This window comes from Moorena sp. SIO4G3 (assembly GCF_010692305.1).
Lineage (GTDB): Bacteria > Cyanobacteriota > Cyanobacteriia > Cyanobacteriales > Coleofasciculaceae > Moorena > Moorena producens_A.
Genome location: NZ_JAAHIG010000393.1, coordinates 1 through 7,841 on the forward strand (window position 1 = coordinate 1; position 7,841 = coordinate 7,841).

At 41.4% G+C, this 7,841-nt stretch carries 7 protein-coding genes; 4 read left to right on the forward strand and 3 right to left on the reverse strand.

The genetic code is table 11. From position 1 onward, the window contains the following. The coding region (locus F6J99_RS37640) for a hypothetical protein (RefSeq protein ID WP_293120958.1) at positions 1–181 on the forward strand (181 nt) is incomplete at its 5' end. On the opposite strand, the gene proX (F6J99_RS37645) is transcribed toward F6J99_RS37640, so the two are convergent. From proX (F6J99_RS37645) to proX (F6J99_RS37655), 3 genes are all read right to left on the reverse strand, one after another. Next, entirely contained in the window at positions 178–1,227 is a 1,050-nt protein-coding gene (proX, locus tag F6J99_RS37645) for a glycine betaine/L-proline ABC transporter substrate-binding protein ProX (RefSeq protein WP_293120960.1), read from the reverse strand. The two genes, F6J99_RS37640 and proX (F6J99_RS37645), sit on opposite strands and share 4 nt — an antisense overlap. A gap of 104 nt (positions 1,228–1,331) precedes the next feature. After that, entirely contained in the window at positions 1,332–2,450 is a 1,119-nt protein-coding gene (locus tag F6J99_RS37650) for a NarL family transcriptional regulator (RefSeq protein WP_293120962.1), read from the reverse strand. A gap of 528 nt (positions 2,451–2,978) precedes the next feature. Continuing rightward, a complete protein-coding gene (gene proX, locus F6J99_RS37655; protein ID WP_293120964.1) occupies positions 2,979–4,028 on the reverse strand; it encodes a glycine betaine/L-proline ABC transporter substrate-binding protein ProX in 1,050 nt (349 codons plus the stop codon). A 467-nt stretch (positions 4,029–4,495) separates the two neighbouring features. On the opposite strand from proX (F6J99_RS37655), the gene F6J99_RS37660 reads away from it, so the two are divergent. The 3 genes from F6J99_RS37660 to F6J99_RS37670 all read left to right on the forward strand — a co-directional run bounded on the left by F6J99_RS37660 (position 4,496) and on the right by F6J99_RS37670 (position 7,653). Then, entirely contained in the window at positions 4,496–5,416 is a 921-nt protein-coding gene (locus tag F6J99_RS37660) for a thermonuclease family protein (protein ID WP_293120966.1), read from the forward strand. 491 nt (positions 5,417–5,907) lie between these two features. Continuing rightward, on the forward strand, positions 5,908–6,669 hold the full coding sequence (locus tag F6J99_RS37665) for a hypothetical protein (RefSeq protein ID WP_293120968.1): 762 nt from the start codon (positions 5,908–5,910) through the stop codon (positions 6,667–6,669). A gap of 63 nt (positions 6,670–6,732) precedes the next feature. Further along, a complete protein-coding gene (locus F6J99_RS37670; RefSeq protein WP_293120970.1) occupies positions 6,733–7,653 on the forward strand; it encodes a hypothetical protein in 921 nt (306 codons plus the stop codon). Positions 7,654–7,841 lie beyond the last annotated feature (188 nt).

Genomic DNA, 7,841 nt, shown 5'->3' on the forward strand with positions numbered 1-7,841 from the left:
TCGACAACTGACGGTGCCTCGAGTTTATATGTCTTCTCTTCCCTACTCCTTACTCCCTACTCCCTACTCCCTACTCCCTACTCCCTACTCCCTACTCCCTACTCCCTACTCCCTACTCCCTATTCCCTACTCCCTACTCCCTACTCCCTATTCCCTACTCCCTATTCCCTATTCCCTTTAAATAGAATCCCCTCCTGGCTTTTTTGCCTCTTCTATCCAGCTATCAAACAACTCTTGATTCTTTTCAACCCACTCTTTAGCATGGCGATGAATATCTTCTGGACTGCTCTCACCCTCTTTGATCTTTAGGCTTTCAACGTTAATGTCCTCAGCCGGAATTTGAACCAGTTCAAACCAACGCTTGGCAACTGGGTTAGCCGCCAAAAATTTCTTGTTACCAATAATGCGCTGACGATCCACAGCAAATCCGAGATTTTTTCCGTCTACTGAGGTTTCTTTTTCGGTTAGATTTTTTTGCGATTCAGGAAGAGAAGTAAAGGGAACTTCTAACCAAACTACATCTTGGGTCGGTTTTAATACGGTAGATATCCAGTGAGGATTATAAGCATAGTAGAGAACACTTTCCCCTTGCTTGTAGCGAGTCATAACATCTGCGAGTAGCACAATGTATTGTCCTCTAGTGTGTTCAACGGTATCTTCTAGTCCGTAAGCTTTCAGGTGATGATCGATTACTATTTCGCAAAACCAACCAGGATCACAACCGATTAAATTGGCTTTACCATTGCCGTCTGTATCAAATAGTTTCGCAATTTTTGGATCTTTAAATTGTTCCAGGTTAGTAATATTATATTTATCAGCCGTTTTTTTATCGATCTGATAGCCTTGTATACCATCAGGAGTAAGAACTCCAACTCGCTCTAACTTTTTGGTACCCCCAGCATTTTCAAAGAATTCTTGGTGTCCTTTTTCATAGTTAATAGTACTATAATCTAGGTCGCCATTAGCGACAGACACATAAATAACCGGATAGGTTATTTCTTTCGGTTTTTCGATTTCATAACCAAGTTTTTCCAGACCAATATTGACTATTTCAGTTTGAAACTGTTCCTCGACCCAGTTACTATGGGCAGAACGAACTTTAGTTGTTTTAACAGAGGAGGTTGACTCACAGGCAACTGAACCCATTAAGCAAGCGATCAGAGTCATTCCTAAGGTAAGTTGTCTCAATTGTCGTTTCATTAAATCCTCTCCCAGGGTTTTTATCACCAAGTCTTACCCTCAATCATAACCAGTCATACCAAATTGGCTCTTCAGTACCTTTTATGCTCAACCGACTGCCATGACCATCTGCGTTATTTCTGCCCACCTACTTAGAAGTATGACTTCAATGTGCCCCGTCTGCGCACATCACAAGTTGAACAATGCAATCCTCCACCAAATATATAGTGATCTTTAAAGTCTACCAAAATTGGTTTGAGTCCAATCTCTTTAAAAAACTTGATCGTTGGTTCTTCACTCTTTTCCACAACCACTCGTTCCTCATCAATCATCAGAATATTCATAGAAAGCCAGCGGCTGGACATATGAAATTCGGCGTTTGCCACGCCTCTAGGAGGATAAAGAATCTCCCAGCCTCCCTGCTTAAACATCTCTAGGATATCGGGTGAGATGCACGGACGATCGGGGCAAGACAAGACACGCCCTGGGCCGATGGGAACCCAAGTTGCATCCATATGTATTGGGCTTGGATCACGAAACTTGACTGTGTGGACTTGGTACTCCGAGCCAAGATGCCTCTGCATCCACTGAATTCCCAAGTCATTAGTGACTTGGCTTCTCTGGGCCAAAATGTCTCTGCCGAAGCGAGTGAAATCAGCTGCATCGAAGCAAGGTTCCGACTCGGTGGTAATGAAGCGACCATTAAGAGGACCGACGCTATGTGGCACAGTAGATTCCCCCCGGAAAAGGGCCATATCTTCTTCAGGATAGTCCCAATCGTAGAGAGCATCAGACATTTTGGGCTTGGGAGCCGCTGTCCAGCGTGCCCCCTGCTGGAAGTATTCTTGGATTAAGGGACGATAGCGCAAGAACTCGAAATAGCGGCATCTTTGAGACATGGGCGCTTCTATGATTTCGTCACCCACAACTAGCAAGACATCCCTCACATCAGCATTAAAGAATCCTGGTGATTCAAAATAAGGTGTTTTAAAGATACGATAGGCATAATCAACAGATTCTGGTCTTCGTACAATTACACCTTCTCCTTCGAGTACTTCTTGAAGGTTATCGAGAGCTTTCGCTGCCTTCTCGACTAATTCTTTAGGGTAGGGTCGTCCACCGTACTGCTGATAGAAGCTCCAGTAGTCCTTTCGTATAAATGTCTTCATATCATGGGTTAAAACAGGTGCTGTAACCCCGTCAATAGTTCCAACAATTATTTCTTCGAGAGGGTCCCATTCGTTATAGCTACAAATCAAGGAGTTGTTCATCTTAACTCATCATCTATGGGCAGATTATGGATATAATTTTGGCACTAAAAACCATAAAGTCGGAAGCATATGTGCCATTGAGCTTATTCTAGTTTTTTTACAAAAATGAGGTACACCTTTTTTTCCTGTTCCCTCTACCAATCCTTTTAGGGGTTAAGGGTTGGTTTATTTTACCTGTTCCATAAAACCAGGAAAATTGTACCTCACAAAATTGAAACAATTTATATCAAACTAACGAGTAAGTTATCTTTGCTTCAGAGTGTATTGTACAGGGTAATCGCATCTAATTTGGATCTAATTTGGTATAATTGTAAATCTCACTTAACAAACGACAGGGCGTATAAGTAGAATCCTTGTATTTCCTCCGGGTTTTCCCAGAGCGGCTCTTGGGGTTAACCGTTGGATGTGCGAAGACTTGCATTCTCTAGTCATAGACTACCCTAATCTTTTTTGACTCTTTTGGCGCTTACCCCCCTTCACTACTACTCTTTACTCCCCTTGTCACCCTTTAAGGCGAAGCGGTTGAATCTAGGTCGAATCCCCTCCTGCCTTTTTTGACTCTTCTACCCAGCTATCAAACAACTCTTGATTCTTCTCAACCCACTCTTTAGCATGGCGACGAATATCTTCTGGACTGCTCTCACCCTCTTTGATCTTTAGACTTTCAACATTAATGTCCTCAGCAGGAATTTCAACCAGTTCAAACCAACGCTTGGCAACTGGGTTAGCTGCCAAAAATTTCTTGTTAGCAACAATGCGCTGGCGATCGACAGTAAATCCAAGATTTTTTCCGTTTACAGAGGTGTCTTTTTCAGTTAGATTTTTCTGGGATTCAGGAAGAGAGGTAAAGGGAACTTCTAACCAAATTATATCTTGATCCGGTTTTAATATTGTAGATATCCAGTGAGGATAAAACGCATAGTATAAAACGCTTTCTCCTTGCTTGTAGCGAGTCATAACATCGGCGAGTAGCACGATATATTGTCCTCTAGTGTGTTCAACGGTATCTTCTAGTCCGTAAGCTTTGAGGTGATGATCGACTATCACTTCGCAAAACCAACCAGGATCACAACCGATTAAATTAGCTTTACCATTGCCGTCTGTATCAAATAGTTTCGCAATCTTTGGGTCTTTAAATTGTTGTAGGTTAGTAATGTTATATTTCTCAGCCGTTTTTTTATCGATTTGATAGCCTTGTATCACATCAGAATTAATAACTCCAACTCGCTCTAATTTTTTGGTACCCCCAGCATTATTAAAGAATTCTCGATGTGATATTTCATAGTTGATAGTACTATAATCTAGCTCGCCATTAGCCACAGACACATAAATGATCGGATAGCTAATTTCTTTCGGTTCTTCGATTTCATAACCAAGTTTTTCGAGACCAATATTGACGATTTGGGTTTGAAACTGTTCCTCGACCCAGTTACTATGGGCAGAACGAACTTTAGTTTTTTTTCCAGAGGACGTTGACTCACAGGCAACTGAACCCATTAAGCAAGCGATCAGAGTCATTCCTAACGTAAGTTGTCTCAATTGTCGTTTCATTAAATCCTCTACCAGAGTTTTTATCACCAAGTCTTACCATCAGTCATAACTATAGCAGTTTTTAATGGGGTAGGGAGTAGGGAGGGTGGGGAGATGGGGAGATGGGGAGATGGGGAGATGGGGAGATGGTGGAGATTTTAAATAAAGGTATTCTGACATGATATCAACCAAAATACTATCTCCTAAACTCTACTTATATTGTTATATTTAGGTGTAATTTTACTTATCTAGCGTCTTGAATAGCTATGAAGTACACAAAATTTTTTACCTGCTCCCTGCTCTCTGCTCCCTGCTCGCTAATAAAGGAGCCTTAACCAACATCAAACTGGAGATAAAAATCCACTGACTCAACTAGATTTGCAAAAACATGATATCCTATAGGAAAGGTCAGAAAAACAGTTATCTCACACCCATTATATCTTCTGGCGCTGCACCTCAAACAACAAGCAATTATAATCCCTCATTTCATGGTTGACTAACAAAGAGGAGAGGTAATGAAAGGTACAGTCATCAAAAATCTCAAACTGATCAAAGTTGTTGACGGTGACACCATCAAGATACTCTTGAATAATGAGCAAGAATCAATTCGGTTTGTTTGTCTTGACACAGAGGAAAGTCAGCGCGCTGGCAGTAAACCGATAACCAATGCTGGTATCCTGGCCTCACAATGGGCGAAGGAGTATTTCGGGGCAAACGAGCAAGGGATACCCAATCAGGATGTATGGGTGGATCTTGAATTCGACACCAACGATCCGGTGGAGGTTTGCCTGGTCAAACATCGCGGCAATTATGGGCGATTGCTCTGCTATATCTACAAAGCCGGAGAGCAGGAGAATTTCAATGTGCGCATTGTCCGGGAAGGCTGGAGCCCTTATTTTGTAAAATATGGATCGTCGCGCCTCTATCACCGCGAGTTTATGGAGGCGGAGGCGGAGGCTCAAGCCAAAGGCATAGGGATTTGGGATCCAGCCACCAATGCTGGTGGAAAGAGCAGAGACTATACCACCCTGATTCCTTGGTGGTATTTACGAAACCAGGTGGTAGAAGACTACCGTAACGCAGGCAGTCAAGCCGGGGTGCTATCGGTGCGTCTAAACTACAATGGTATCGTAGAAGCGGCTAAAGCTGGCAACCAAATCACAGTATTGTGTGACCTGCAAGGAGGGATTAATAAATGGCCTGGTAATGGTGCTCTGATCTACGCTGGGTCAAGATTTCACCGGTTTAATCTCTGGATTCCCGATCGGGATTCCCAAGCAGCTCAAACCATCTTGGGACTAATTGAAACCCGCTATGCCAAATCGGGTCGAGGCTATGTGTATGTGACTGGAACTGCTAGTCTCTATCCTCCCAATCAGGATGGGAAGCCTCAAATCGTAATCACAGATGCCAAGCAACTAGCTGATTTCCCCTAAGCTATCAGCTATCAGTTATACCAAATCCGCTTCTCAAAACCCCTTTATAAAAATCAAGCAAATTTTTTTATGCCAGGAATCTAGGGCTATGGGAATAAGGGGGGTATGGGAACAGGATTTGGTATTATCAGCTAATGGGCTACTTCACAGGCTAGAAGCCTGTGCCACGCACGCTACGCGAACGAGGTTTATTTTAAGGATTAGGCTGACTGACAGCTGAACGCGCACGGGTGAGCTTTTAGCTCACGCCTCAATGCTTACGGATTCCCAAAGATGGTATGATCATATTTGACTACTATAATTTCTGTGGATTTAGGGTTTCTGCGCTGATAGGAATATATCGAGAAGTCTAGAAGATAAACATTGATCGAACAGACGAATACTTTTCAAGGATTACCTTATTATCGTGCTGAAATCTGGTTTAGTGAATTTGTATACTGCCCCCACGGGGTAAGTTCATTTAAATATACAATTCTACAGAAGGTTAACTAATGAAACAAAAGGGTTATACTGTCACATTTCCAAATACAGATGAAAATTTAATTCGAGCCGAAGAGTATTTTATCTTAACCGAAAATGACCAAGAGCAAAAACTGAGGATTCAGGATTATAAACAAACCTACAAAATCCCTGGTTTATATGAATATGTTTTAGTCGATTTGCTAAAGTATAATACACACAATATAATTAGCGACATCTTGATAAATGAAGTTAGCAAATCCCAATCCCTTGCTTCTGAATTATCGGTTTTAGATTTAGCTGCAGGAGTTGGTTTACTTGGTCAATGTCTTAAGGATAAAGGTGTCACTTCAATTGTAGGAGCAGATGTGGTTATAGAAGCGGCAGAAGCAGCTAAACGAGAACGACAAAATGTTTATAATAAGTATTATGTTGAGGAATTTCCTAATGTAACTAATGAAGTTCATAATGAGTTAGAAAATGCCAAGTTTAACTGTTTGGTCTGTGCTTCTGCCCTAACAGGAGGATTACCGGCTTCGGCATTTGCTTTTGCCTATAATTTAATTGTTGATGGAGGCTGGATAGCTTTTAATATTAGAGAAGATTTACTTGATACTCAAAGCCAGCATAATGGTGGTCAAATGTTGGCAACCATCATTAAAGAAGGTATTTTATCAGTCAAAGCTAAACAGTCTTATCAACATCGTCTTTCTGTTAATGGTAATTCCCTCAATGAGCTAGCATTAATAGGAGTCAAAATATCAGATATTCCTCAAACAATGATTAGTGATTAATACCTAGATAATCCTTTTGTATTTAATTGATTTTTAGCTTTTTTTAAGGTGAATGTGAAGGATATGAATAGAGATTCTTATAGACCTTTGACTCCCAAAGCAGATGCAACTGGTTATCTGCTCAAGATGATTCCTCAGTTTATTGACGAATTGTTACTAAAGTATGGACAAGATGTAGAATTTAAAATTGCTGATATCGGTGCAGGAACAGGTACATTGGCAATCCGTATTGTTGAGGAAGCTATAAAACGGGGAATAAGTTACTGCATTGTCTATGCTGTTGAACCAGAAGAAAAAGATGTGGAAGTAGGCATCAGTATCTGTCAAGAAAATGGGTGTTATTACGAAAGTACTAAAAGCTTGGGTGTAGCTTTCAAACAAGAACCCTATACAGAAACGACTTTTGAACCTCAGTTTCTGCATGGCATTATCTGCAATCCCGGTCAGTTTATTGCTCCCAAAAAAATTGGCGATTATTTGCCTTCTTATGGTCAGACTGGAGATGAATTAGGATTGAGAAGATTAGAGGTATTTGTTCGCAATGCAGCAGTTCACTTATTTCCAGATGGACTTTATTGCGGACAGCATTTATCCCCTGCTAAAGAAGGTGATCAGATCGCTGCTCTGGAACTAATACAAGATGCTTTTGGCTCTGATGCAGAGGTTCGATATCACGACAAAATCTTACCCAGAATCACGAGTCAGGAGTTTATGAAAGGCGAATTAGCCTCCTTGCTTGAAGATTGCCACTGGAGGGATTATGCCCAAAACTGGATTGACGATTTCTCAGTTAAATTTCCCTGGTTAGCCTCTGTGGCTTTTATTGCTTGTCCTACTGGAGGAGGAGGAAAAATTACGAATACTAGTCAACCATCTTACGATCCATCCCTAAAAATTGAGGATAGAATTGCGATTCAAGCTACCACCGTTCGAGAAATCAAAGAACTAATTGACAGGAAAAATTTTGGGCGGGTTAACAAATAGTATACCTTGCCATAAATACATTGCAGGATATAGTTGAGTTTAGACTTCATTGTGATTAGTCATTGGCTACCGCAATATTATAACAGCTAGTGGAAAATAGTCCGATCTGGAAGTAGGGATTAGGGAGATGGGGAGATGGGGAGATGGGGAGATGGGGAGATGGGGAGATGGGGAGATGGGGAGATGGA